Source organism: Gloeothece verrucosa PCC 7822, assembly GCF_000147335.1.
Lineage (GTDB): Bacteria > Cyanobacteriota > Cyanobacteriia > Cyanobacteriales > Microcystaceae > Gloeothece > Gloeothece verrucosa.
The window spans coordinates 1,208,373-1,234,661 of record NC_014501.1 but is presented as its reverse complement, the minus strand read 5'-3'; the positions used below and the strand labels follow the sequence as shown (position 1 = coordinate 1,234,661).

The 26,289-nt window shown below is 40.7% G+C and carries 19 protein-coding genes; 16 read left to right on the top strand and 3 right to left on the bottom strand.

Going from position 1 to position 26,289, the window contains the following annotated elements:
- The first annotated feature begins 30 nt into the window (after positions 1–30).
- From CYAN7822_RS34450 to pstB, 8 genes are all read left to right on the top strand, one after another.
- On the top strand, positions 31–2,841 hold the full coding sequence (locus CYAN7822_RS34450; protein WP_013321241.1) for a methyl-accepting chemotaxis protein: 2,811 nt from the start codon (positions 31–33) through the stop codon (positions 2,839–2,841).
- Between the two features lie 99 nt (positions 2,842–2,940).
- Positions 2,941–8,076 carry a hybrid sensor histidine kinase/response regulator gene (locus CYAN7822_RS05480; protein WP_013321240.1) on the top strand — a complete coding sequence of 1,712 codons (5,136 nt, stop codon included), beginning with the start codon at positions 2,941–2,943 and terminating at the stop codon, positions 8,074–8,076.
- 61 nt (positions 8,077–8,137) lie between these two features.
- Positions 8,138–8,635 carry a chemotaxis protein CheW gene (locus CYAN7822_RS05475; protein ID WP_013321239.1) on the top strand — a complete coding sequence of 166 codons (498 nt, stop codon included), beginning with the start codon at positions 8,138–8,140 and terminating at the stop codon, positions 8,633–8,635.
- Between the two features lie 320 nt (positions 8,636–8,955).
- The gene (locus CYAN7822_RS05470; RefSeq protein ID WP_013321238.1) at positions 8,956–10,050 is read left to right on the top strand and encodes a sulfate ABC transporter substrate-binding protein; all 1,095 of its coding nucleotides are present in this window, start codon (positions 8,956–8,958) and stop codon (positions 10,048–10,050) included.
- Entirely contained in the window at positions 10,047–11,048 is a 1,002-nt protein-coding gene (locus CYAN7822_RS05465) for a PstS family phosphate ABC transporter substrate-binding protein (protein WP_013321237.1), read from the top strand. Before CYAN7822_RS05470 ends, CYAN7822_RS05465 begins: the two co-directional genes overlap by 4 nt.
- A gap of 29 nt (positions 11,049–11,077) precedes the next feature.
- On the top strand, positions 11,078–12,019 hold the full coding sequence (pstC, locus tag CYAN7822_RS05460) for a phosphate ABC transporter permease subunit PstC (RefSeq protein ID WP_013321236.1): 942 nt from the start codon (positions 11,078–11,080) through the stop codon (positions 12,017–12,019).
- Positions 12,020–12,024: 5 nt separating this feature from the next.
- The gene (gene pstA / locus CYAN7822_RS05455) at positions 12,025–12,921 is read left to right on the top strand and encodes a phosphate ABC transporter permease PstA (protein WP_013321235.1); all 897 of its coding nucleotides are present in this window, start codon (positions 12,025–12,027) and stop codon (positions 12,919–12,921) included.
- A gap of 49 nt (positions 12,922–12,970) precedes the next feature.
- A complete protein-coding gene (gene pstB / locus CYAN7822_RS05450; RefSeq protein ID WP_013321234.1) occupies positions 12,971–13,801 on the top strand; it encodes a phosphate ABC transporter ATP-binding protein PstB in 831 nt (276 codons plus the stop codon).
- A gap of 85 nt (positions 13,802–13,886) precedes the next feature.
- Here the strand turns inward: pstB and CYAN7822_RS05445 are convergent, their stop codons facing one another.
- Positions 13,887–14,213 (bottom strand): hypothetical protein, encoded by a 327-nt coding sequence (locus CYAN7822_RS05445; protein ID WP_157871785.1) that lies wholly within the window; start codon positions 14,211–14,213, stop codon positions 13,887–13,889.
- Positions 14,214–14,709: 496 nt separating this feature from the next.
- Entirely contained in the window at positions 14,710–15,696 is a 987-nt protein-coding gene (locus CYAN7822_RS05440) for a sulfotransferase domain-containing protein (RefSeq protein WP_013321232.1), read from the bottom strand.
- A gap of 559 nt (positions 15,697–16,255) precedes the next feature.
- On the opposite strand from CYAN7822_RS05440, the gene CYAN7822_RS05435 reads away from it, so the two are divergent.
- The 8 genes from CYAN7822_RS05435 to CYAN7822_RS05400 all read left to right on the top strand — a co-directional run bounded on the left by CYAN7822_RS05435 (position 16,256) and on the right by CYAN7822_RS05400 (position 23,119).
- Positions 16,256–17,263, top strand: coding sequence for a sulfonate ABC transporter substrate-binding protein (locus CYAN7822_RS05435; protein ID WP_013321231.1), 1,008 nt, complete (start codon positions 16,256–16,258; stop codon positions 17,261–17,263).
- Positions 17,238–18,287 (top strand): sulfonate ABC transporter substrate-binding protein, encoded by a 1,050-nt coding sequence (locus tag CYAN7822_RS05430; RefSeq protein WP_013321230.1) that lies wholly within the window; start codon positions 17,238–17,240, stop codon positions 18,285–18,287. Before CYAN7822_RS05435 ends, CYAN7822_RS05430 begins: the two co-directional genes overlap by 26 nt.
- Before the next feature lie 11 nt (positions 18,288–18,298).
- Positions 18,299–19,465: an FMNH2-dependent alkanesulfonate monooxygenase gene (ssuD, locus tag CYAN7822_RS05425; protein ID WP_245602694.1), complete on the top strand. Its 1,167-nt coding sequence runs from the start codon at positions 18,299–18,301 to the stop codon at positions 19,463–19,465.
- Between the two features lie 106 nt (positions 19,466–19,571).
- The gene (locus CYAN7822_RS05420; RefSeq protein WP_013321228.1) at positions 19,572–20,198 is read left to right on the top strand and encodes a beta-class carbonic anhydrase; all 627 of its coding nucleotides are present in this window, start codon (positions 19,572–19,574) and stop codon (positions 20,196–20,198) included.
- Between the two features lie 29 nt (positions 20,199–20,227).
- Entirely contained in the window at positions 20,228–21,016 is a 789-nt protein-coding gene (ssuC, locus tag CYAN7822_RS05415; RefSeq protein ID WP_013321227.1) for an aliphatic sulfonate ABC transporter permease SsuC, read from the top strand.
- Positions 21,017–21,117: 101 nt separating this feature from the next.
- The gene (locus CYAN7822_RS05410; RefSeq protein ID WP_013321226.1) at positions 21,118–21,873 is read left to right on the top strand and encodes an ATP-binding cassette domain-containing protein; all 756 of its coding nucleotides are present in this window, start codon (positions 21,118–21,120) and stop codon (positions 21,871–21,873) included.
- Between the two features lie 16 nt (positions 21,874–21,889).
- On the top strand, positions 21,890–22,456 hold the full coding sequence (ssuE, locus tag CYAN7822_RS05405) for an NADPH-dependent FMN reductase (RefSeq protein ID WP_013321225.1): 567 nt from the start codon (positions 21,890–21,892) through the stop codon (positions 22,454–22,456).
- Between the two features lie 138 nt (positions 22,457–22,594).
- Positions 22,595–23,119 carry a hypothetical protein gene (locus CYAN7822_RS05400; protein WP_013321224.1) on the top strand — a complete coding sequence of 175 codons (525 nt, stop codon included), beginning with the start codon at positions 22,595–22,597 and terminating at the stop codon, positions 23,117–23,119.
- A 56-nt stretch (positions 23,120–23,175) separates the two neighbouring features.
- On the opposite strand, the gene CYAN7822_RS05395 is transcribed toward CYAN7822_RS05400, so the two are convergent.
- Complete coding sequence (locus tag CYAN7822_RS05395) at positions 23,176–26,226, bottom strand: PAS domain S-box protein (protein WP_013321223.1); 3,051 nt, start codon at positions 26,224–26,226, stop codon at positions 23,176–23,178.
- Positions 26,227–26,289: the final 63 nt, after the last annotated feature.

Genomic DNA, 26,289 nt, shown 5'->3' with positions numbered 1-26,289 from the left:
CTACTCAGTTCACTGACTCCTGAGAAAACAATGGATACACAAACTCAATATACAATTAAAACTTATGATTCTGGCACTCCTAATTTTTCTTCAGAAAAAGGAAAAACCCATTCTCCTCCTAATTTTATTTTTCAACAGCTTTATAAGTTGCCCATTACCCAAAAAACTCAGCTATTGATGCTGTTATTCTTTTTATCATTTAGTGGAATGATTGGCATTGCTGCCTTAACTCTTAAAGGAATTTTTTCATCAAAAAACAATTTTGAAAATATAAAATTAAGTTCTGTTTATATTCGTTCTTCTACTGGCAAGTTTCAACCGCTTGACGGAGAAAGTTCCTTTTTAAATATTTTAGAAAATAGTTCTAGTCATTCATCGGCGGCTCTATTAAAGCTCTTGGGTAATCAAAATTCTGTACAAAATTTCTTAGAAGAAGCCAGTAATAATAATGGTCAACCCGTGCAAAAAACTTGGGGAGAAAAAGAGCAAACTTATCTAATTAAAGCTCAGACTATCCCCTTTGATAAAAAAAGTCATGAAGCCGTCATTCTTTATGCCGAAAAACATCAAAATTCTCGTCAATTAGCCAGCAATAGTCTGCAAATTCAACTCGGCTTATCTGTGGCTATTGCTACTGTGGCTTTGGGATTTTCTGCCCTGATATTAAAAGCTATCACTCGTCCTATAAAACAATTACAACAAGTCACATCAGACCTAGCACGAGGAGATTATTATTCCTCGATTAACCCCGAAACCGATGAAGAAATTGGGCAAACTCTTGGCAATCTTAATAAGATTAAAGTGCAGCTTGATGAGAGGGAAAATCAAGCTTATATTTCAACGGAAATACTCAAAATATTTAAAGAATTAGAAATTAAATTAGAAACTAAAAAAATAGAAAAAATCCTTCAATTAACGGCTTCTTTATTAAAATGTAAACAAGTTTTTATTTATAAAATCAACCCCAATCGGCAGCAAGAACTGATCACCTACCAAGGCAAAAAAACGAATTTAGGAACGATACAATCTACTGAAAAATTAAATTTATTAGCCCAGAAAGACTTGATTGAGTTCGACAATACTCGGCCTTGTCCCTTAACGCCGCTCCTCTCATCAATAGGAATTAATGCCGGAATTTTATTTCCCTTAAAAACTGAAGATATTTTCCTAGGAGCTTTAATTATTGATACCCAAATTCCCGGAATTGCTTACAATACTTCTCGCCTTTCTTTCTTAAAAAATACGGCTCATTTTCTTCAATTAATCTTAGAAAGAGAAACCTTGATAAACTCTCAAAAAAATGAAAAAAATTTATCGGAAGAACTAGCCCGAATCACTCAAGCTTTAGCCAATTATCAAGACGTTCCCCAATTATTAGAAAAAGTGGTGACAGACTGTCGAACAGCTTTATCAGTAGATCGGGTCATCGTCTATCAATTTGATGAGAAATGGTACGGCAAAATTATTGCGGAATCAGTTAACTCGACTTTTTCTCAAAGTCTGGGCATTTATCTAGGAGATCCTTGCTTCGCTGAGAAATATGTTGCATTTTACCGTCAGGGGCGTGTCAGGGCACTGGAAAACATTGAAGCCGCAGGACTAACCGAATGTTATTTACAACAATTAAGACCTTTTCAAGTCAAAGCTAATTTAGTAGTGCCCATCATCGTTGGGGAGGAGCTTTTTGGCTTATTAATCGCTCACCACTGTCAAAACCCCCATGCTTGGCACTTTTCGGAAATCGACTTTCTCAAAAATATGGGCATTAACCTTGGTGCTGCCCTCCATCTACTCCATCAACGAGAACATCTCCTTTTAGAACAAAACGAACTCAGAGGAATGATTAATAGCCTCAGAAGTGATGCTCAGGCCCTTGGGTTTCAACTTGAACCGGCCACACGCGGCAATTTGAGCGTCCGGGTAACTAAGAGCGAAGGAGAAATCGGCAACTTAGCGCATCAAATCAACCAGATCTTCTCTAAATTACAGGGCACTCTCAACAGCTTAAATTCCCTATCTGATGAGCTTGATCTTAGTTTAGGCTCTCATCAGCAGCTTAATCAATTGTTAGTCACCAATAGTATCCAAATTGATGAGCGCGTCCGCTTTTTGTCTACTCAGATGGAACAACTCAAAACCACACTAGAACAAATAGCCCTTGTCGCCGATAAAGAACGATCCACCCTTGCCCTGTACGAGCAAAATATAGATAACTCCAATAGTACCATCGAGCTTCTTGTGGCTCAAATGGACAATATAGCGGAAACTGTCGCTGTTACTACCCAAAAAATTGAACATTTAGGAGAATCATCACAAGCCATTTCTAAAGTAGTGGGGTTAATTAGCCGCTTTGCTGCCCAAACTCACCTACTCGCTCTAAAAGCTTCCATCGAAGCCGCCAGAGCCGGCGAAGAAGGACGAGGCTTTGCTGTCATTGCTGATGAAGTCAGAACTTTAGCCGCCTCCTCTGCTGAAGCTACCGCAGAAATTGAAATCTTAGTCGCTAGTATTCAGCGAGAAACCAAAGAAGTTGCTGTGGCGATGGCGACGGGAACTGAACAAGTGGGCAGTGGGAGCCAATACTTAGAAACTATCCGACAAGACTTAGCACAATTAAGAGGCGCTTCTGAGCAAATTAATGAGATCGCCAGCACGATTTTAACTCATTGTTCAGATTCAGTCGAACAGAGCGACAGTGCTATTGTGGCCCTCTCGACTGTTGAGGACTTATTCCCAGCGACAATGGGCAACAATCAAGAGATCTCCCAAATCATTGCTCAAATTCGCATCATGACTGGAGCCATCAATGAGACGGTAAAACAGCTAACCGCTAACCGTTAACCGTTGTCTCCCCAGAAAACCGGAGACAGGAGACAAAAGTCAATTTAGCTACTATCACCCTTTCCCCCACCTGCCCTCCTATTCCCTGTAATAAAGACAATGCTTGATTCTACATACCGCGACCAATCTTATCAATTCTTTATCGAAGAAGCGTCAGAGCTACTTGAATGTATAGAAACCGGACTTTTGAGCTTGCGCTCTGAGCATTCTTTGGCAAAAGTTCACGAAATTATGCGAGCGGCTCACTCGATTAAAGGGGGTGCGGCTAGTGTGGGTCTAGAGGCGATCCAAATCTTAGCTCATCGTTTAGAAGACTATTTTAAGGCTTTATATAACGATACGCTGATCATTGATGTGGAATTAGAAGATCTGCTGCTACAAGGCTTTGATTGCCTGAAAAATCCCCTTAAAGCCCAAATTGAATTCGGCTCGTTTGATGCTGAAGAAGCTTTAGAGAAGGCTGAACCGATTTTTGAGCAATTATTGCTTCGCTTGGGGGATTTTCTGAGGGATAAAGAGGAGTATGTCCCTTCTTCTGCGGATTTGGGTATTGATCTGGTGCAATCCATTTTTGAAGTGGATGTACAACAACAATTAGATGATTTAGAAGCCGCCATCGCCGCCAACAAACCGGATATTTCTGGGGATTTAAAGGCTACAGTCGAGATCTTTAGCGGCTTTGCTCAGTTATTCAATTTGCCGGGTTTCGCGGCTATCGGTACTGTCATTAGGCAAGCTTTGGAGGTCCATCCAGACAAGCCGACAGAGATTGCTCAAGTGGCACTGATGAATTTTCGCGCGGCACGACAACAAGTTCTAGCCGGAGATCGCACATCCGGCGGAAAGCCAACACCTGAATTACTGGCTTATACACAATCGTCTCCTCAATTGGTTAGCGATGCACAGGAGTCATCTTTTGAGCCGCGATTAGGGAATGATTTTCAAGATCAAGCTTATCGATTTTTTATCGAAGAATCCCGAGAACTGCTACAAATTATCGAAACCGGATTATTAACGCTTAGGTCCGAAAAAACACAAAGCTCGGTCCATGCCATTATGCGAGCGGCTCATTCTATCAAAGGGGGAGCAGCCAGCGTTGGATTAGAAGCGATTAGAACCATTGCTCATGGTTTAGAAGATTTCTTTAAGGCTTTGTATGGGGATGAGATTGAAATTGATACCAAGTTAGAAGGCCTGCTTTTAGACGGTTTTGATTGTTTGAAAAATCCTTTGATCGAACAAATTGAAAAGGGTTCTCATGATGAAGAAGCGGCGCTGGCTAAAGCTAAACCGATTTTTGAGCAATTGCAAACCACTCTCGAGGATGCTCTAAAAGCTAGTGAGCAATCTTTACCGAATTCTTCTGGTCCTATGGATATGATGACTTCGGTTTTTGAAACAGATGTGCCTCAAGAGTTGGCGCGTTTGGTTGAGGTTCTGGCTTCTCCTTCTAATTATGAAGTTGCGGGGGAATTACGGGCAACCGCAGAAGTGTTACAAGGCTTTGCCCAATTATTAAATCTGCCCGGTTTAGAGGAAATCGCTACTGTTGCTATTAATGCTTTAGAACTTCATCCCGAGCAAGCAGTGGCAATTTCAGTCGCCGCTTTAGCGAATTTCCAGGCTGCCCGGCAGCAAGTGTTAGCCGGTGAGCGCACTTCTGGGGGAAGCCCAAGTCCTGAATTATTGGCTTTTTGTTCAACGGAGCAAGAGAATACCTTACCCCTTGCGGTTGAGCCTATCGTCAATCAATCAGAATCAGACGAACTTAAACAGCACGCCTATCTATATTTTATTGAGGAAGCGGTTGAATTATTAGCCACTATAGAAGAAGGATTATTAGATATTCAGCAAGATAAATCTAAGCCAAAAGTGCATGAAATTGAGCGGGCGGCTCATTCTATTAAAGGTGGTGCGGCTATGGCTGGCTTAGAAACGCTAAGAGGTTTAGCTTACCGTTTAGAAAAGGTTTTTAAAGCGCTTTATCATGATGAAGCTGTTTTAAATGAGGAGTTATATCTATTGCTCCAACAGGGGTTTGATTGTTTAAAATCTCCTTTAATGAGTCAAATTGAACGGGGAAATTTTGATGAAGAAAAAGCAATTTTATTAGCCGAACCGGTATTTGAACAGCTAGAAATTCTCCTAGCGGATGCCCTTAACCGACAAGAAGAATATATTCCCAATAGTAGCGATTTGGGCATTGATATTGCTAGTTCAATTTTTGAGATAGATGTCCAACAGGAGTTAGAGCAATTAGCGGCTGTTTTGCAGTCTCAAGACAATGCTCAAGTTGCTGAAGCCTTGAGAGCAAGCAGCGAAATTTTGTCGGGTTTTGCTGAACTGTTTAATTTACCGGGTTGGGGTGCGATTTGTTCGAATGTTTTGGCTGCGGTGGAACGATATCCAGCAAGAGCGGTGGAAATTGGAGAGATAGCTCTCTCTAACTTTCAAGTTGGGCGTGAGTTAGTTTTAAATGGAGATCGCACTTCGGGCGGCAATCCTTCACCTGAGTTAGAGCAATTCCTGCAAGATTCCTCATCGCCTGCGTTTACTTCAGCACAAGAGCCAAAGGAAGGCTTGATCAGCCCTTCGTTAGAAGATGTTTTTGGTTCCCTAACCCCAGAAGTTGAGCCAAACGAGGTAACATTAGAAGCATCAGGCTTAATCAGCCCTTCGCTTGATGAGGTTTTTGGTTCCCTAAGCGCAGAAGTTGAGCCAAACGGAGCAACATTAGAAGCATCAGGCTTAATCAGCCCTTCGCTTGATGAGGTTTTTGGTTCCCTAAGCGCAGAAGTTGAGCCAAACGGAGCAACATTAGAAGCATCAGGCTTAATCAGCCCTTCGCTTGATGAGGTTTTTGGTTCCCTAAGCGCAGAAGTTGAGCCAAACGGAGCAACATTAGAAGCATCAGGCTTAATCAGCCCTTCGCTTGATGAGGTTTTTGGTTCTCTAGAAGAGATGCCAACTCCAGAAATATCGGTGGAAGATCACAGTCGGGAACTCGTTCCCAACCCCAGCAAAAATCCAAGGATAGCGGCGGAAAAATTAGAAGAAATTGTCTCGTTAGTGGAGAAAAATTTTGAGCAACTGCCGCCGGCTATCCCTCAAAATGAGACGACTAATGAATCTTTAACGAAATCGCCGGAGCCACTAGAACCGGCTAAGGAAGACAAAGCCGCCCCCAAAGCCGGCACTGTCAAGTCTTCAACTGTTGCCGCTTCCTCATCTAGCGCCCCCAAAGCCGAAGCCTCTGCGTTATCTGTGCGGGTTGATTTTAACCGTTTAGAGCGTATGAATAATTTAGTGGGGGAATTAGCCATTAACCGAAATAGTTTATCTCTGCAAAATAGCCAGCTTCAAAATTCAGTCAGACAGTTGCTCAATCGTTTTAGCCGTTTTCATTCTAAGGCCAATAAGTTGAGAGAGTTTTCGGATTTGATGCTGGTGGATGCTTCGCGCTTCGGACCTTCTTTTAATGGGCTTCCTGAGTGGTCAACCCGTACTAATGCGGCATCCAATGTCGTAGGTGAAGAGGAATCTTTTATTACCGATAAATCTGATTTTGATACTTTGGAGATGGATCGCTATGGGGGTCTTTATTCGTTGCTACAAAGTCTTTTAGAGGAAATGCTACAACTCGAGGAATCTGTGGATGATATTGTGTTGTTTGCCCGAGGGTCTAATCAAACCCTTGAACAACAACGGCAAATGCTCACTACCCTGAGAGATGAGTTGATGTGGGCGCGAATGTTGCCGCTCGGTGAGGTTTTAAACCGTTTTCCTCGGGTTTTGCGCGATTTATCTACGACTTATCACAAACCTGTACGATTAAAGTTACTGGGTACAGGGGTTTTAGTGGATCGGGCGGCTTTAGAGAAATTATATGATCCTCTGCTGCATCTATTACGTAATGCTTTTGATCATGGGATTGAACCCCCTGAAAATCGCTTGGAGCAAGGAAAACCCTCGGAGGGGGTGATAGAAATTCGCGCTTATCACCAAGGAAACCAAACCATTATTGAACTTAAGGATGATGGAAAAGGTTTAAATCTCGAGAAAATTCGCGCGACTGCCCTAAAAATGAGTATTGTGACTCCTGAACAGTTGGCGGTGATGTCTAATGAACAAGTGGCTGAGTTGATTTTTGAGGCGGGTTTTTCAACGGCCAATAAAGTCACTCAGTTGTCAGGAAGAGGGGTGGGATTGGATGTGGTTCGTTCTCAATTACAATCTCTTAAAGGTACGGTAAGCGTTAGTTCCATTCCGGGAGTGGGGACGACGTTTACTTTGCGGTTGCCTCTGACAATGACCATTGCTAAGTTGTTGGTGTGTTTAATTAATACGAAAAATCTTGAGGGTGGGGTTAGTGCCATTGCTTTGCCTTCAGATAGTATTGAAGAAATTATTATTCCTGAACCTGAACAGATTAAAAAATCTGGCGAGCAACGGTTTTTGTATTGGGAAGAACAAATTATTCCTATTTATCCGGTTTCCAATCTTTTAGACTATAACTGTCCTGTACCTAAAACGTTTTCTTCTAAAGTGTTAAATGCTGTGCCGATGCCTTCCGACTGGGGACTGCCTTTGTTATTAGTGCGTCGGGGACAACAAATATTCGCTTTAGAAGTTAACCGGCTGGTGACGGAACAGGAATTAGTTATTAAGCCTTTTGGGAGTTCTGTAGCGGCTCCGGTTTATACTTATGGCTGTACAATTTTGGGTGATGGTACTCTGATTCCGGTACTCAATGGGATTATTTTATTAGAACATTTTTTAGAGTTGGGTAATGTTGCTCCTACACCTAAGACTGAAAAGTTAAAGAGTGATGCTAACTCAACCTCTACCATCGTGATGAATCAGACTCCTACTATTTTAGTGGTGGATGATTCGGCGGCTTTACGACGCACCCTAGCTTTAACGTTGCAAAAGGCAGGTTATCGCGTCATGCAGGCAAAAGATGGACGAGAAGCTTTAGAACAACTACAGCATAATACCAACATTCAATTAGTTATTTGTGATGTGGAAATGCCGAATATGAATGGGTTTGAGTTTTTAGGACAACGGCGACGATATCCCGACTTAAGTAAGATTCCGGTGGCAATGCTTACCTCTCGTAGTAGTGATAAACATCGTCAATTAGCCACCCATTTAGGAGCGAGCGCCTATTTTACTAAGCCTTATATTGAGCAACAGTTTTTAACGGCTGTTGGCAATATCGTTAATCGGGAGTAGGAAATAGGGAAAGGAAGAAGACGAATAACTAATAACTAATAACTAATGACTAATAACTAATATGAACAAAAACGCTACTAATTATCAAAATCCGTTACAAAAGTCCCAAAGGGTAAAAACCTTAAAGTTCTTAATTTTTAAAGTGGGAAAGCTCAATTTAGCTTTGTCGATCGAGCGAGTAAAAAAAGTTCTCCATTATACCCCTGTCTATAGCAGTGGTTTGAATTTTCTTGGTGTTGCTCATATAGGAGAACAAGAAATTACCGTAATCGATTTACACAGACGCTTGTTTCATGAAAGTCAAGCTATACTATCCGGAACAAAAGGCTATTTAATTCTTGCTCAAAATACTGAAGGCGAGTTCTTCGGAATTTGGGTGGGAGAAACACCGACGTTAGTGGATGCCCCCATTAACCAAATTCGAGAGTTACCTGAGTCTTATCGCCGCGCAGATACTCTTGAGATTGCTTCTCATGTTACAGTTATTAAAGATAAGCAAGACTCTTTAACGGTTTTTATCCTCGATGCCGACCGCTTGCTCTCTCCAGTTTCTGTTTAATTGTAGGATGTATTTGTAACGCATCTTACCCCAAAAAGCAATCATTTTTAGTAATAAATTAAAAGCCAGTCAACAACTTTTTTTATCATAAATAAAAACGATTTTTCTGGATAATAAAATCATTAAAAATAATCCAGAACGGCTTTAGCTCATCTGTTTTTCAATTAAAAGATTAAATATAGTTTAAAACTCTTGTGCTATTGATCAATGAATCTTAGAATGATCTATAATCTACGGTATCTAAGTCGGAATATAGTAGATTAATAAATTTTTGCTCAGTTAAGTCAAAAACTTTAACTTTGAAGCAATTACAAGGGTTGATGATTAATCAGATGGGATTAGTAAAACATTTAGGGCCATCCGTGCTAACAAGATGGTTAAAAGCACGCTCTGTCAAAAATTTTGTAGGTTTACTATTGCTAGGTGCCGCTTTAAGTATAGCAATAGCCGCTTGTGCCGGAAGTAGTTTGGCCAATAAACCAGAAGTGACAATCAAGTTGGTTTCTTACTCAGTGACTAAAGCGGCACATGACCAAATCATCCCAAAATTTCAAGAAAAATGGCAAAAAGAACACAATCAACGAGTAATTTTTGAACCGAGTTATGGAGGTTCAGTAGCTCAAACGGCTGATGTTATTGCTGGTAAACAAGAAGCGGATATCGTGCATCTGGCACTTCCTTTAGATGTGAACCGAATTGAGCAAGCTAATTTAATTCGAAAAGGTTGGGAAAACCGGGCCCCTCGAAATGGCATTGTTACCCGCTCGGTTGCAACCATTGTAACCCGTCCTGGGAATCCGAAAAATATCAAAACTTGGGCAGATTTAGCCAAAGATAATGTAAAAGTGATTCTAGCTAACCCGAAGACTTCTGGGATTGCTATTTGGCAATTGTTAGCTTTTTGGGGTTCGGTAGAGCAAACCGGAGGAGACGAAGCCGCCACCTTAGATTATGTCACTAAAGTTTATAAAAACGCTCCTATTCTATTGCCCAATGCGCGGCAAGCGAGTGATTTATTTTTTAAACATAATCAGGGAGATGTTCTCATTAATTATGAAAACGAAGTCATTCTCGCGGAAAAAACCGGGGCAAAATTGCCTTATCTGGTGCCATCCGTCAACATTTCCATTGATAATGCGGTAGCTGTGGTAGATGAATATGTGGATAAGCACAGCACAAGGCAAGTAGCAGAGGCCTTTGTTGATTTTCTTTACTCAACAGAAGCACAGCAAGAATTTGCTAAATTAGGATATCGTCCGGTTAACCCCTTAGTTAGTCAGGAAGTGAGTGCAAAATTCCCTCAAATTCAAACCTTATTTACCGCCATAGATTTAGGGGGTTGGGATAATATCCAAAAGACTTTTTTGGCAGAGGGAGGACTTTTTGACAAGATTCAAGGGGCTAACAAATCATGAACTTTCAAGGACGATTTAAAAATAGTTTTCTTTTAACTTTTTTGCTGTTTATTACCTACAGCTTAAGTGCTTGTAGCGGCTCCGAGCAAAAGCAAAGTCAAGTGAGTATTGATGGTGCGGCAGTAGGGTTTCCCATTTCTTTAGCCGTTGCCGAAGAATATGGCAAACTTAACCCCGAAGCTCAAATTAGCGTGGCTTCAAGTGGTACAGGAGGAGGATTTAGTAAATTTTGTGCGGGGGACCTTGATATTGTTGGGGCTTCTCGTACCATTAAAGAAGAAGAAATTGAAAGATGCAAAAAGAACGGTGTGGAATTTATTGAATTGCCGATCGCTTTAGACGGAATTGCGGTGATCGTCAATCGGAAAAATGACTTTGCTAAATGTCTGACGATTAAAGAACTCGCCAAAATGTGGAACGCTAAAGCGGATGAAAAGGTATTAAGTTGGAATCAAATTAATCCCAATTTTCCTGATGAACCACTCAAGCTTTATGCTCCCGCTTCTGATACAGGAACCTTTGATTATTTTACTCAAGCAATTACCGGAAAAGCTAAAAATAGCCGCACAGATTACAGTCCTAGTCATAATCAAAATTTACTGGTTCAAGGGGTGGCCGGGGATACTTCAGCGTTAGGCTATGTCGGGTTATCTTATTACTTGCAAAACCAAGACAAACTCAATTTAGTAGCTATCGAAGGCCCTGATGGTAAGTGTCAAAAACCGGTTCCTGTGGACAATGTGATCAAAAACATTTATAACCCATTGTCTCGTCCTCTCTTTATCTATGTCAATAAAAAAGCTTTAGATGGCAAAGCATCCCTGAGAGAATTTTTAGATTTTTATCTGAGAAATTCTTGGAAATGGGTGGATAGTGTCGGTTATGTTCCTCTACCGGATGAAGCTTATAGTAAGGTCATCAACAAATTGGCAACCGGGGAAACGGGAACTAAATTTAAAAAAGCTAAACCCGGTGAACCGATCACGAATTTTATCTAAAAAACTGTCAATCTCTGTTAAGTTAAATTATGCAAATCACAAATTCTCAAGATAATTTTTGGGGACAATCTAGGGATTCCTTAGACCACAAGCTATCAGACGATATCCAAGACAAAATTGTTGCGGTAATTTTGTTTCTTTGTGCTTTGGTTTCGGTGTTTACGACTTTTGGGATAGTCTTTATTATCTTTCAGGTAACTTTTCAGTTTTTTCAAGAAGTTACTTTGGCTCAGTTTTTCCTAGATACTAAGTGGACACCGCTTTTTGCTCAAAAACATTTTGGAATATGGCCTCTGATTAATGGGACGTTTTTAACCACAGCGATAGCCATGTTTGTCGCTATTCCTTTAGGGTTATCCTCGGCGATTTATTTAGCCGAATATGCTAAACCTAAAACGGCGGCTATTTTACGTCCTGCGGTGGAACTTTTAGCGGGAATTCCTACCGTTGTTTATGGGTATTTTGCCTTATTATTTGTTACCCCCTTGCTACGGTTTATTATTCCTGTAGAAATTTTCAATGCTTTAAGTGCAGGGTTAATGATGGGAATTATGATTACCCCGACTGTAGGTTCGATCAGTTTAGATGCCATTCGCGCTGTTCCTCGTTCTTTACGAGAAGGTTCTTATGCTTTGGGTGTAACTAAACTGGAAACAATTTTTACAGTAATTCTTCCTGCCGCTCTTTCGGGTATTGCGGCTTCAATTATCTTAGGAATTTCTCGCGCTGTGGGTGAAACCATGACTGTGCTGATCGCTGCCGGACAACAACCCAGATTAACCATTAATCTTGCAGAGTCAGTCCAAACAATGACCGCTTATATGGCGCAAATTTCTGGGGGAGATAGTCCCCGAGGTAGCCTCAATTATAAGACTTTATATGCTGTCGGGGCTGTTTTGTTTCTACTCACTCTAGTTTTAAATATTGTGAGTTACTGGATTTCTAATCGCTTTAAAGAAAAGTACGAGTAATCAACATGACGACCATTAATACACAAGATAATTTTCGACATTCGGGGACTGAATTTACTGATAATGTCGAGAGCCGCGAACAGTTAGGAAAAATTTTTGAAAAAATTTTTTTGCTAGGATTGCTAATTGGTTTATTCGTCTTGGCATTGGTACTTTTTGATGTTTTACAAGACGGATTAGGGAGATTTTTAACCCCTGGCTTCTTGATAGAAACTCCTTCGCGTTTTCCGGATCAAGGGGGAATTCGTCCTGCTATTGTGAGCAGTATTCTTTTAGGAATTGTGGTCATTTTGGTAGCTGTTCCTATTGGTGTGGGAGCCGCTTTATATCTCGAAGAATACGCCCCGAGAAACGGGTGGACAGCGATTATTGAAATTAATATCAGTAATTTGGCGGGAGTCCCTTCGATTGTTTATGGCTTATTGGGTTTAGGGGTTTTTAATTATTTACTCGGGTTTGGACCGGTATTAATTTCTGGTGCATTGACTTTATCGTTATTGTCTTTACCTGTGATTATTGTCACCGCTAGAGAAGCCATTCGTGCTGTGCCAGATTCCCTTAGAAATGCTTCCTACGGTTTAGGGATTACTAAATGGCAAACCCTCAGTAATCATGTTATTCCCTATGCTATTCCGGGGATTCTTACAGGGGTGATTATTTCTGTCTCTCGTGCCATTGGGGATGCGGCTTCTTTGATTGTAGTGGGTGCTGTGGGTTTTCTCACCTTTAATCCGGGTTTGTTTCAGCGATTTATGGCTTTACCGATTCAAATTTATTCTTATATCACTCGTCCAGAACCGGGGTTTGCTAATGCGGCAGCAGCCACCATTATTGCTTTGATTGCTTTAGTTTTGGCTTTAAATGGTGTCGCCATTTATATTCGTCAACGCTTCTCTCGTTAAGAGAAATTTCTAACCAACCACCTCTCATCCAGATTAGGAGACAAAAAAAATGACCGATAGTAACTATCAAAGTTCATGGGGGAATACTATAGCAGATCAGCAAGATAATGCTGTGTTTGATGTGGCAGGCGTAAAGGTCTACTATGCTGGATTTTTAGCCCTGCTAGATGTTTATATGAAAATTCCTGAAAAACAAATTACGGCTTTTATTGGTCCTTCAGGTTGTGGGAAAAGTACCCTACTCCGTTGCTTCAACCGCATGAATGATTTAATCACCGGTGCTAAAGTTGAAGGGAGATTAAATTATCGTAATCGCAACATTTACGACCCGAAAATTAATTCTGTTAAATTGCGGCGACAAGTGGGAATGGTTTTTCAAAGACCTAACCCCTTTCCTAAAACGATTTATGAAAATATTGCTTTTGCTCCTCGGACTAATGGTTATAAAGGCAATTTAGATGAATTAGTAGAAGTTTCTCTAAGACGTGCTGCTATTTGGAATGAAGTCAAAGATAAGCTGAAAGAAAAGGGAACGGCGTTATCTGGAGGACAACAGCAACGACTTTGTATTGCTCGTGCCATCGCTATGAAACCCGAGGTTTTATTAATGGATGAACCTTGTTCTGCTCTTGATCCCATTTCTACTCGTCAAGTTGAAGAACTCTGCTTAGAACTCAAGGAACAATACACGATTATTATGGTAACTCATAATATGCAGCAAGCCTCTAGAGTCGCTGATTGGACGGCGTTTTTTAATACGGAAATCGATGAACATGGTAAGCGGCGAGGAAAATTAGTGGAGTATAGTCCCACTGAGGTTATCTTTAATTCTCCTCATTCCAATGAAGCTAAAGAATATATTAGTGGTCGATTTGGTTAAGCCAGTTAAAAAATAATTACTCATGGCTTATCCTCTAGGGTGGGTAAAGTTTCTAAGATAAACTTTCCTCACCTTTTAACAATTTTTAGCGACGGTCTCGTTCTAAATCTTCTATTACTTTTTCCCAACACCAAATTTCATCCTTATCAACATTTTTTCGCTTGATATTATCGATTAACCGTTGAGCTACATCTCGCTGTCCTCCCACCAATTTTAGTACCTTAGATTCTAAAACCGAGATTACTGCATCTTTTTTGGGAGCAGTATTTAAGGATTTGATACTAGACTTATTTCGGTGACTTTTAGAGTCTAGAAATTTTTTATTTTTGACTTTTTGTTGCTTAACTTCTTGCGGTAAATTAATTAATAAATATAATAATCCTATTATAAGTAATAGAATGAATCCTGCCATTAGCCATTCAATCATAATCAAAAACTGAGAATTAATTATATTTACATAATTCCCAAATACGTTACTAGAATTAACAAAAACTCAGCCAAATAGAAAATTTAGCCGCCTTACGGGGTGACAAGAGTCTTGTAACTAAGACAGGGTGACCTCCTAGCACAAGCGACTGTGCGTAGCGCGGAGCATCGTAGGGTGTGGGGGGTAGGGGGTGGGGAAAAAACTTCAATCATTAATCGCTCTTTTTATAGATCATAGATCATGTTTGGTTGTAGGAAGAAATGCGCGGTTTTTTTTTTATATTGAGTTAGCCCCGTCAACTTGAGTTGGGATATTTTTCCCTACCCCCCACACCCAAAACCCTACCCCCAGTCTCCACTTTAACCTTGTTGTCACCCCGTCAGTTTAGCCGCTTGCCTAGGGTGGGCAAAGCTGATTATCTACTTTGTACAAAGCTTTTAAGGTTTTAATCAAATTTGCTCACCTTTTTAACAATTTTTATTCACCACTTATTGATCAACGCTGTATTAGGGATTAAATCATCATTATATAATTTATCTAAATTAAAAGCTTGCAATAATTTTAATCCATAATCTATTTGAGATTGCTCTACTGAGTTTTGCCATTCAGTTAATTTATTTTTGCTTTTTAGGTCATATTCTGCTTTATTTACTTCAGTTTTTAGAGATTTATTTATTGCCAAAAATGCTGTTGCTGATGGTTTTTTTATCATTTTTTTGAGTGAGCTAACATCAGTATTATCAATGTCTTCTTGAAGAAATTTTGATATTTTACTTATTTCTTTTTCTGTATTTAAACACAGGTTTTCATAAAATATTATTAAGATATTATCATCATTTTCGAATAGAGATAAAGGAACAAATTGTTCTATAGTCCATCGCACCATAGCTTTTTCAAAAGCCGTGTTAGCTGAGTTAATAATATCAATTTTATCGGCAAGAAAGTCTTTAACTAAAGTTTCTTGACTTAACATATCTTCTAAGTGAATATCGCCTCCCATTCTGGCTATAGATAATGATACTGAAAAAGGATTCCTTAAAAGATAAATGAATTTTATATCAGGATAATTGACCATCAGCCATTTAAGCATCAGATTACTGTGGATAGCTTTAATCAAGCGTTTTTTTGGCAAAATTTGTTTGTTTAATGTATCTGTCCATTGGGATTTTATTTTGCCATTAACAATTTTTTCGATTGCTTCTTTATATTGTGGATACTCAGATTGAGGACGTAAGTATAAAGGACGAGTATTAGGCAATCCAAAATTCACCTGTCCTGTATGAAAAGGCTCAAAAATAAAACGACTTTTAGTAATATATTCAATTATTTCAGCCAGCCAAGTGCTACCACTTCTTGGTGAAGAAGAAATAAAAATAGTATTTTTAGTATCTCCTGCCAGATCAATAAAAAATTTTTGAGCCAGTCGAGAATTTAATTTATATAGGAATTCTAAATTTGTTAATTTCATATCAACTACAAAAATGGTTATTTAATGATCGTTTATTGGCGAGAGATTTCTCTATTGTTATATCTGAAAAAGGCTTGTAAAATCTAGATTTGCCAAGTCTTCAGGATTAGAGGACGGTCTCTTGTGTTATTACACTTTGAGCAACAATATAGGCTGGATGACTAATTATCGGCTAAAAAGTTGCAAAATTTAACAAAATTCTAGAATTTAATCTATTCCCAGTCCTAGCTGTTTAAGGAAGCCGATCAGTCTCGTTGTGATCACTGCTGTCGTCAGTTTGGTTTTAAGCGGCACTATCGGCAGTGAGTTGGCTGATTAGAAGTGTTCGAGGAATCACCACGCCTTTAGTCCGGCGAAGATATCAATCTGTTAACCGTTGCTATACGCGAATATCTGTATTAGTTTAGAAAATTGCTCTTTAAAATACTTAATTCCGATAAAGTTATAGTATATTATAAAAAGCAACAGTCTTAAAGACGGAGTAATCAGATGTCCTTGCATCTTTCCAAATGGTTACTCCGAAGTAAGGTAATGTCTCTGGAAACAAAGGATATGTTAGATGTGGTCAAAGCGATGGGTCAGAAGATACGTCTTATTGTTTGCGCTTCCTTTAGCCTTGAGTCTCCTGGTTGTAGCCTGTATTGGCAAGGTGTCTAACGCTCAAAGTGTAAGAGTTGCTCAGTCTTCGCCATCACCCTCGATCGTCTTGCGAATCGGACATCAAAAATTTGATCCACTCACTCTAGTCAAAGCCAAAGGAAACCTAAAAACTCGGCTAAAAGCATTAGGAGTGTCTTCTATTGAATGGATAGAATTTCAATCCGGACCACCGATGTTAGAAGCGCTTAATGCCGGTAGTATTGACATTGCTCGTACAGGGGATACACCGCCAGTTATCGCTCAAGCCGCCGGAGTGCCTTTAGTATATGTAGGAGGTAGTGACCCTAAAGATAAAAGTTCTGCCATTTTGGTTAAGAAAAATTCTCCCATTAAAAGCGTCAAAGACTTAAAAGGTAAAACCGTCGCCTTAGCCAAAAGCTCTAGCGCCCATTATCTAGTGGTCAAAGCCTTGGAAAAAGCCGGACTCTCTTGGGGTGACATCAAACCCGCCTATTTATCTCCTGCCGATGCTAGAGCCGCTTTTGAGCAGGGAAGCGTCGATGCTTGGGGAATTTGGGACCCTTATTATGCAATAGCCCAAAGCCAAGCTAATGCTCGTGTATTGGTCGATAGCCAGCAATTAGTCAAGAATCGAGATTTTTTCTTAGGGTATCAATCTTTTGTCACAAAATATCCCAAGATTATTAAGGCTATTCAACAAGAAACACAAACGGTATCCAATTGGGCAAAAAATAATCCTAAACAGGTGGCCCAGTTACTCTCTCCTTTGCTGAAAATCGAACCATCCATTCTCGAGGTTGTCACCAAACGACGTAATTACAGTTTTAAACCGATAACACCAGAAATGGTGGCCGAACAACAGGCAATTGCTAATACTTTTTATCGATTAAAAATTATTCCCAAATCTATCAAAGTACAAGATGCTATTTGGAAACCTTCGACTTAATCTGTTAGATTTTTGGGTTTCGCACAAGGGCGCAAAGGGCGCAAAGAAAATTATTTTCCTAGTTATTGTAGGGATAATTTTAACGGCTTGTAGCTCAACTCAGACAAATTTACCGGTTAGTTCTTCTTCTCCAAGCAATCCTGTAACCAATAATGTTGAAAGTAAAGTGATTCGCATTGGTTATCAGAAATTTGGAACGCTCAATATTTTGAAAGCGAGAGGAAATTTAGAACAACGACTGAAAGGGGAGGGGATCTCGGTGCAATGGTTACAGTTTCCGGCAGGTCCTCAACTGTTGGAAGCCCTTAATGCTGGTAGCATCGATTTTGGGCATACCGGAGAAGCCCCACCTATTTTTGCTCAAGCCGCCGGTGCCCCTCTGGTTTATGTAGCCAGTCAAACCCCTAATCCTAAAGCTGAGGGGATTTTAGTTAAACAAGATTCTCCCCTTAAGACTTTAGCTGATTTGAAGGGAAAAAAGGTGGTTCTCAATAAGGGGTCTAATGTGCATTTCTTTTTAGTAAAAGCCTTAGAAAAAGCGGGGCTAAAATATGAAGATATTAACATCATTTTTTTGCCGCCTGCCGATGCTAGAGCCGCTTTTGAACAGGGAAGCGTAGATGCTTGGGCAATTTGGGACCCGTTTTTCACCGCAGCCAAACGGGCAACAGGTGCCAGAGTTTTAGAGGATGGCGAGGGGATAGTAGCTAACCGCGAATTTTATCTAGCGGCTAAACCGTTTGTGGAACAATATCCCGAACGAGTCAAAACCATTATCGAGGAAACCAAAAAGGCAGATAGTTGGGCAAAAACTAACGTGACTGAAGCGGCAACCTTGCTGGCTCCTGAATTAGGTTTGGATGTTCCCACCCTAGAAGAGGTTTTAAAACGCCGTCCGGGAGGAATTGAGCCAATTAATGGGGAGATTACCGCTTATCAACAACAGATCGCTGATACTTTCCTCGGCTTAAAGCTTTTACCTAAGCCAATTCAAGTTAAAGATTTGACCGAAAAATCCAATTAGTCAAGGAGAAAATGATGCAACTTCTTTGGTTTATTCCGACTCACGGAGATGGGCGTTACTTAGGTACAGGGCTTGGTGGGCGCTCAACTAACCCAGGTTATCTTAAACAAATTGCTCAAGCGGTGGATCATTTGGGTTTTACAGGAGCATTATTACCCACTGGACGCTCTTGTGAGGATTCTTGGATTGCCGCTTCTTACTTGGCGGCCCATACTCAACGAATGCGTTTTTTAGTGGCAGTGCGTCCGGGTTTAATCTCTCCTGGTGCTGCCGCGAGAATGGCGGCTAGTTTTGATCGGCTGTCTAATGGGCGTTTGCTGATTAATGTGGTAACCGGAGGCGATCCAATTGAATTGGCAGGGGATGGTTTACATCTGAGCCATGATGATCGCTACCGACTGACGGATGAATTTCTTAGTGCTTTTCGTGGGATTATTAGTGGAAACGAAACCGATTTTAAAGGAGATTATCTCGATATTCGAGGCGGAAAGCTCCTATTTCCCCCGGTTCAACAACCCTACCCGCCTCTGTGGTTTGGGGGTTCATCGGAAATTGCTAAACAAGTAGCCGCCAAGCACGTCGATGTTTATCTGACTTGGGGAGAACCCCCTGAGCAAGTTGCTCAAAAAATTGATTCTGTACGCCGTTTGGCACAAGCTGAGGGAAGAGAATTAAAATTTGGTATTCGTCTGCACGTGATCGTCAGAGAGACAGAACAAGAGGCTTGGGAAGCGGCGAACCATTTAATTCGCTATGTGGATGAGGATGCTATTGCTACGGCTCAAAAAGCTTATGCTCGCATGGATTCCGTTGGTCAACGCCGCATGACTCAACTACACCAAGGTTCTCGGGAAGCTTTGGAAATTAGTCCCAATCTCTGGGCCGGAGTTGGATTGGTGAGAGGGGGTGCAGGAACGGCTTTAGTGGGTGATCCCGATACGGTGGCGGCTCGGATGCTGGAATATAGGGATTTAGGCATTGAAACCTTTATTTTATCCGGCTATCCCCATTTAGAAGAGGCTTTTTATGTGGCGGAGCTTCTTTTCCCTCGTTTGCCCTTAGAAAATCTCCCAACCGATAAACAACCTCAACTGTTTAGTCCTTTTGGGGAAATCCTCGCTAATGACTATTTTCCTAAACAGGTAACCGAGAAAAAAACAACAACTACAGTAGATTAATGAGTTGTTAGTCCTTAGTTGTTAGTCCTTAGTCAACATGATTTCAAATAAATGACTAATGGCTAATAACTAATAACTGATGAATAATGACTAATAAGGAGACTCAATGACTTTTTTACACGAACAAATTGACCAAAAACTTGAACAAGAAAAAAATTGGGCATTAAGACGACAACTCGGCATCCCAAACAATAAACGCTTATGGGTTTTAGCTTGTATGGATGAACGGCTACCTATAGAAAAAGTGCTTGGGCTTAGTGAAGGAGATGCTCATATTTTTCGCAATGCTGGCGGCTTAGTAACAGATGATGCTATTCGCTCGGCTATGTTAACGACTCAGTTCTTTGGAACCCGAGAAATTATTGTTGTTACTCATACTGAATGCGGAATGATGACGGCTTCAGGGGATTTATTAGCCCAGATTTTAAAAGACCGAGGCATTAAAGTTGATGAGGTAGAAATCGACCCGGCTTTACCTGAATTAAAACTTCCTAAAGGAATTTTCTCAACTTGGATTAAAACTTTTACTGATGTGGATGCTATCACGATTAAGCAAGTGGAATTATTGCGAAATTCTCCACTAATTCCTGATGATGTTGTCATTCATGGTTATGTCTGGGAAGTTGAAACGCAGCGTTTACGCCGTCCTTATGAACGTCTAAGCGACAAGGTTAATACCGCTCTTGAGATGGGAACAAAAAGCCCATCTGATCTATTGAGTGAAGTTCATTAAAAATATTTTTATAGAGGAAATTAATTATTATGAAAAACAGAAAACTTAACCTAAAATATGATAAAATATTGCCTTGGATAATCCCCCTGACTTTAATTATAATTTGGCAAATATTATCTCAAATCGGTTGGATATCGACGCGAGTTTTACCAGCACCAACCGCAGTTATACAAGCGGCAATTGATTTGACACGCTCAGGAGAATTATTTAAACATCTGTCTATTAGTGCTGGACGGGCACTAACAGGATTTCTAATTGGAGGGTCTATCGGGTTTATTTTAGGGCTAGTTAATGGGGCTTTTCGCACTTGTGAACATTTATTTGATACTTCAGTACAAATGCTGCGAAATATTCCTCACTTAGCCATGATTCCTTTAGTCATTTTGTGGTTTGGTATTGGAGATCCTGCGCGGATATTTTTAGTAGCTATTGGGGTGCTATTCCCAATTTATATTAATACCTTTCATGGGATTCGCACAGTGGATCAAGGCTTGCTAGAAATGGGCCGAATTTATGGGTTAAAACCTTGGGAGTTGTTCACTCAGATTATTTTTCCTAGTGCTATGCCATCGATTTTAGTGGGGGTGCGCTATGCTTTGGGGATTATGTGGCTGACTTTAATTGTGGCAGAAACCATTGCTTCGGATTCGGGTATTGGCTATATGGCGATGAATGCTAGAGAGTTTATGCAAACTGATGTGGTGGTGTTTAGTATTTTGATGTATGCTCTGTTGGGCAAGTTGGCTGATGAGGTTGCTCGTTTTTTGGAGTTTAAATTGTTGCAATGGCATCCGAGTTATCAAGTTGCAGCTAGTTAAATAGTTGGGGGCGTTTTTTTCAGAAATTGTCCGCATTGCCCTGGACAAAGTGAAGGGAAAGATAAATACAAATGTTATTTTCAGAGGAATAAGAAAATATTATGCAGGGAGCAGATTTAAAAGTTTTGGGATTGAGTAAGGTTTTTGGAACTCAGACTGTTTTGCGGGATTTAGATTTAGAGGTTTCGCCGGGTGAGTTTGTGGCGATTGTTGGGCGTAGCGGCTGCGGGAAAAGTACCCTACTTCGATTAATTGCTGGATTAGAACCACCGACAAAAGGCGGCATTTTGATTGACGGAAAACCTTTGCGCCAATTAAATTCTGTTGCCCGCATTATGTTTCAAGATGCTAGATTATTGCCCTGGAAACCGGTATTAGAAAATGTGGGCTTGGGGCTGCGGGGTAACTGGAAACCTAGGGCGATGGAGGCTTTAAAACAAGTGGGATTGGCAGATAGGGCCCCTGATTGGGTGAGTGTCCTTTCAGGTGGGCAACGTCAACGAGTGGCTTTAGCAAGGGCTTTGGTGAGTGAGCCGAGGTTATTGCTTCTAGATGAACCTTTGGGTGCGCTGGATGCTTTAACTCGTGTGGAAATGCAGCAATTGATCGAAAAATTATGGAATGAGCAACATTTTACAACGCTTCTGATTACTCATGATGTAGAGGAGGCGGTTATGTTAGGGGATCGTGTGGTATTGCTCGAAGCCGGTCAAGTAAAGATGGATTTGAGTATTTCTCTTGCTCGTCCCCGCCATCGTAGTGATCCGATTTTTGTGACTTTGGTTGAGCATATTCTTGCTCAGGTGTTGCAAACGGAAATTGTCCCTAAGCAAAGAACTAATTTTGTTTATTCATAGATTAGGAGGTTTTTTAATGGTTAAAGTTGTTGCGATCGCGGGTAGTCCTTCCCATCCCTCTAGAACTTATGGAGTGCTTGAATATACTCTTAAACTTTTACAACAGGAGGGTTGGCAGACGGAGATTCTTTCAGTCCGAGATTTCCCTGCCGAAGATTTAGTTTATGGACGTTATGAGAGTCCGTCTTTGGAGCCGGCTAAGGTGTTAATTGATAAGGCTGATGTGATTGTTATTGCAACGCCTATTTATAAGGCTTCTTATACAGGAGTTTTAAAGGCGTTTTTGGATCTTTTGCCCCAAAAGGCTCTTGCCGGTAAAGTGATTTTTCCGATTGCTACGGGTGGAACGCTTGCCCATTTATTGGCGGTGGAATATGCGCTTAAACCGGTTTTGTTTGAGTTGGGTGGGCGGGATTTTGTCAGCACTGTTTATATTGTCGATAAACATATTCAAAAGCAGTCGGATGATAGTGTTTTGCTTGATGATGAGAGTGAACAGCGACTCAGACAGGTAATATCAGAATTGATCGCTACGGTTAATAATTCTCCTGTAATCAGTCCTGTTTTGCCTCAAGCGAGTTAACTCATAATAAGTTTCCCTCTAGTTGCCAATCCATTGCTTTACCTCGTAGGACGAGCTTTTTTAGCTTACCTACGATTTTTCTTTTCAACCCTTGCCCCTAGCAAGTTACAATTAAATTATCCATTTATTTATAGGAATATGACTTTAACAATCCCTTCGTCAGTCACCTTTGAACAAGCAATAGAACTCACTCAACAGTTACTCGAACAAATTAGCCAAGGAACTTCCTCCCAGGAGGAAATAGAAACCCTTGTCACTGATCTCGTCAAAACTTTAAACGGAGCTAGAGGTTTTTTTGTTGTTTATATAACTGGGGATTACCCTTTAGATGATTCTGCTTTTCAAGCCGTTCTTTCGGGGCTAAAAACTTCTCCTAAAATCGTGAGTGAATTATTGACCAAAAATGTATCGATGTCTACCGCAATGGCCATTACTCACACTCGAAATAACGATCCAGAATTGGCACAACAATCTAGAGACACTCAAAAAAGAACCGTTCACTTAATTCAAAATTTACCACTGCTCGATTTATCTCAGGAGTTAGACAAATTACGGGAAACCCTGGAAAAAGATGAAGGCGTTTACCACGAATTTTTAAACCGTTGGCATTACGACTCTGAACAACGTCAAGCCATTTATCAAGTGATTAAAAAATTAGAATAGCCAGGGTTTACTTAGGGCTAGAATGCAGAAACACCTATTGCCTATTGTTAGATTTTTCATCTCGAAAGAATTTGATTTAAAGTTTCCAATAATTCCTTTTCAGTATAAGGTTTTGATAAAAAACTCGTAACATTCACCGGCTCTGCTTCGTCAAGCTTAGTATTAGATACGATGCCACTGGTAACCACAATCTTAATCTGAGAATTAATTTTTTTTAGAGCGCGAATCGCTGTTACTCCATCCATTTCTGGCATCATCAAATCCATCAGCACTAGCTCAATATCATTACTATATTTAGCATAGAGAACTAATGCCTCAACTCCATCCTTAGCCACCAGAGTTCTATAATTATGCTCCTCTAAAGAGGTTTTAGTAATTTCTCGAATAGATGCCTCATCATCCACAATTAAAATTAATTCATTACGACCGTTAGGTAATTCTAAGTCTTGAGTTTCTTGGGTTTCTTGCCCATCAACAGCCGGCAAATATACCTTAAATTGGCTACCTTTACCAAGTACGCTAGATACCCTGACAAAACCCCCGTGATTCTTAACAATACCTCTAACCGTTGATAGCCCTAGTCCTGTGCCTTTACCGGGTTCTTTTGTGGTAAAAAAGGGGTCAAAAATTCGCTCGATAATTTCTGAAGAAATACCTGTTCCCGTATCGGTAAAGCTGATGACGACATAAAACCCCACATGAGCTTCTATATCCATGCGAGCGAATGTTTCATCAATAAATAAATTTTCAGCAGATAGACTCAAATTACCGCCTTCTGGCATAGCATCGCGAGCGTTAACCATTAGATTCATAAAAACTTGATGTAATTGGGTTGCATCTGCATGAACGGTCCATAGGTCAGATGTGATGCGTTTCATCTGAATGTTAATTGATTTGGGAAAGGTTTTTTGAGCAACTTGAATCACTTCTCGCAAGATATGTTTAACTTGTACGTGGGCGCGGCTTCCTTCTTCCCCGCAAGCAAACGAAAGAATTTGTCTAACTAAAGATGTCCCTCGCCGACTACTGTCTTCTAGCATTTTCAGCCGCTCTTTTGTCTGTTCGTCGAGATAGGGAAATTTTTGCTTAAGTAGGTGAGAAATAAATAAAATCGGTTGAAGAATATTGTTGAGGTCATGAGCAATCCCACTCGCCAAAGTCCCAATACTTTCTAGTCGTTGGGCGCGATAAAATTGAACTTCTAGGTATTTTTTTTCGGTAATATCGGTATTAACTACTAGAATAGATTGAGGTTGCCCGGTTTCATCTCTGACTAAAGTCCAGCGACTCTCAACAATAATTTTTCTATTATCTTTCGTAATTTGTTCTAACTCCCCGTACCAAGTATTTTTATTAATAATAATATTTAAACTAGGTTCAATGGGAAAAGAAGAGGATGTATAAAATAACTCGTTGGCTTTTTTCCCCAAAGTTTCTTGAATTGTCCAACCATATAAACGGGTAGCTCCTTCACTCCAAAATAAAATATTATTCTCTAAATCACAGACAAAAATTGCATCAGTAGAAATATCAATCAGTGCGGCTTGTTGTTGAATTTTTTGCTCGGCTTGTTTGCGGTCGCTAATATCGCGCAGTAACCAGCGTAACCCCACAGGTTGCCCAAGAGAATCATTAATAATCGTAACAGCAATAACAGTCACAAAAGCAGAACCATTGGGCGGTTTTAGGTGAACTTCCCAATCTTGTAGCGGCTGTAACTGAGCCAATTGACGCTCAAAGATTTGGCGGTCAACTGGGGCAATATAGAGTAATAGAGATTGCCCTACTAGCTCCTCTTGAGAGACTCTAAGCAAGGCCGAAGCGGCGCGGTTAGCTTCTTGGATCTTTGCCGCCACATCGGTGACTAAATAGCCGTCAGGAGCTTCAGAAAACAAATCCTGATAACGTCTGCGCTCTGCATCAGCCATTTTCCGAGCGTTGATCAGGGCTTCATTTTGCTGAGACAGTTGTTTTTGAGCGATTTGAAGTTCAGCGAGGGTTTTCTGTAAATCTTGGTTAGTGTTGGCTAATTCGGCTGTGCGTTGCAATACCCGTTTTTCTAAGCTGTCTCGTGCTTCCCGCAGGGCTTGTTGAGCTTTTCGCCGCTCGATCAGTTCACTTTGTAGCTGTTCATAAATAGTAGATTGGTGAATAGCTATTCCCACCTGTATCGCCAATTGCTGAAGCAGGTCAATTTCTTGGGGTTGCCATTGTCGAGGACTAGCACAATGATGAGCAATAAGCAATCCCCATAAATACTCAGCTTGTAAAATCGGCACCACTAGATTAGCCTTCACCTGAAATTGAGCCAACAGATCAAGGTGACATTGTTGGAGTTTGGCGGTGTAAATATTGTTGATCGAGGTCACTAAACCCTGTCGATACATTTCTATATAGGTAGATCCAGAGCCTTTGTTAGCTTTGGTAAAACAGGGATCGCGTATGGTTGTCGATAAGATGGCTGTCCACTCTTGACCGACAGATTCTACGACTATATCACCGCTCCAGTCAGGGTCAAAGCGGAAGATGATCACCCGATCCGTATCGAGAAATTGCCGCACTTCCTCGACGGTGGTGTGGAGAATTTCGGTTAACTTGAGGGACTTGCGGATGCGCTCTAGCATATTGACTACTAGGCGCTGCCTCAATAATTGTTGTTTAAGTACCTCCTGAGCTTGTTGACGAGCGGTTATGTCACTTTCTAGCTGACGGTTGAGGCGATCACGCTCTATAGCATAATCGATTGCCAAGCGCAAATTATCTGCCCTGGTCTTGCTTTTAATGAGATACTCGCTGACGATAGTTTTGATGGCGCTAGGGAGTGCTTCATGGTCCTGGTCCATGAGTAGCACCACTGGTAAGTCATCCGTTCCTCGAATGGCTTTCAACTGATTTAAGATTTCTAGCCGCTCGTGATCACTTAAAGTATTTCCCAGAACAATCACATCCGGAAATTGTTGTGAGCAAAGGTCGAGGGTTTGTTGGGCCGTCTCGGCTTCGAATATGTTGTAGGCGTGTTTTTTATCCTGCAACAAATAACTGCGGTAAGTTTCTCGGTCTTGTTGAGAGTTATCGACAACCAGAATAGTTCGCTGATTCTGGGGCATGGTTATCTGTTTCCCCTTATACTTAAACCGTAGACAACTTAACAAAAGTTATCGAAAAAGTTA